Here is a 564-nt window from a genome sequence, read left to right on the forward strand (position 1 = left end):
GTGAGTTGTAGAAGATGAACTCGAGGATCACGCGGTGACCGCCCTGCTGTCCAGCACGACCACCCCGCTACACCACTATGAGGGACTCAACTCCCGGGGGACGTCCTTATGTTGACTTAGAGGTTCGCCTCGACTCGAGGCAGATTCTCCTGGGCCTCTTCCTCACCTTCGGTCTTCGCCGAGCGGTTAGTTGAGGAGCCACGGGCCGCAGGCGGCAGACCGATGTAGGTGCTCCCGTCGAGATAGTCGAGGGTGCGAGTAAAGAAGATCGTCTCGCCATTCACGACTACGGCGCGGGTGACGGCGGAGTAGCGATCTCGACCGGAATTGGAACACGCGCCGCCACTCACGAATTGGAATGCCGGGCGACCGGTGAGGCAGACATCTCCGGGGTAGATTGAGGAGCAATCCTGATACCCACCCGTGTATGTCGATCGGAACAGGGAGTAGCCATTCCGCGTACCCGCGTAGGAGTTGAGTCCCTCATAGTGGTGTAGCGGGGTGGTCGTGCTGGACAGCAGGGCGGTCACCGCGTGATCCTCGAGTTCATCTTCCACAACTCAC

1 protein-coding gene is annotated in these 564 nt (G+C 60.1%); it reads right to left on the reverse strand.

The window, feature by feature from the left end:
- Window positions 1-116 precede the first annotated feature (116 nt).
- The gene (locus tag BSZ39_RS13065) at window positions 117-530 is read right to left on the reverse strand and encodes a hypothetical protein (protein ID WP_143180567.1); all 414 of its coding nucleotides are present in this window, start codon (window positions 528-530) and stop codon (window positions 117-119) included.
- Window positions 531-564 lie beyond the last annotated feature (34 nt).

The organism is Bowdeniella nasicola, assembly GCF_001907295.1.
Lineage (GTDB): Bacteria > Actinomycetota > Actinomycetes > Actinomycetales > Actinomycetaceae > Bowdeniella > Bowdeniella nasicola.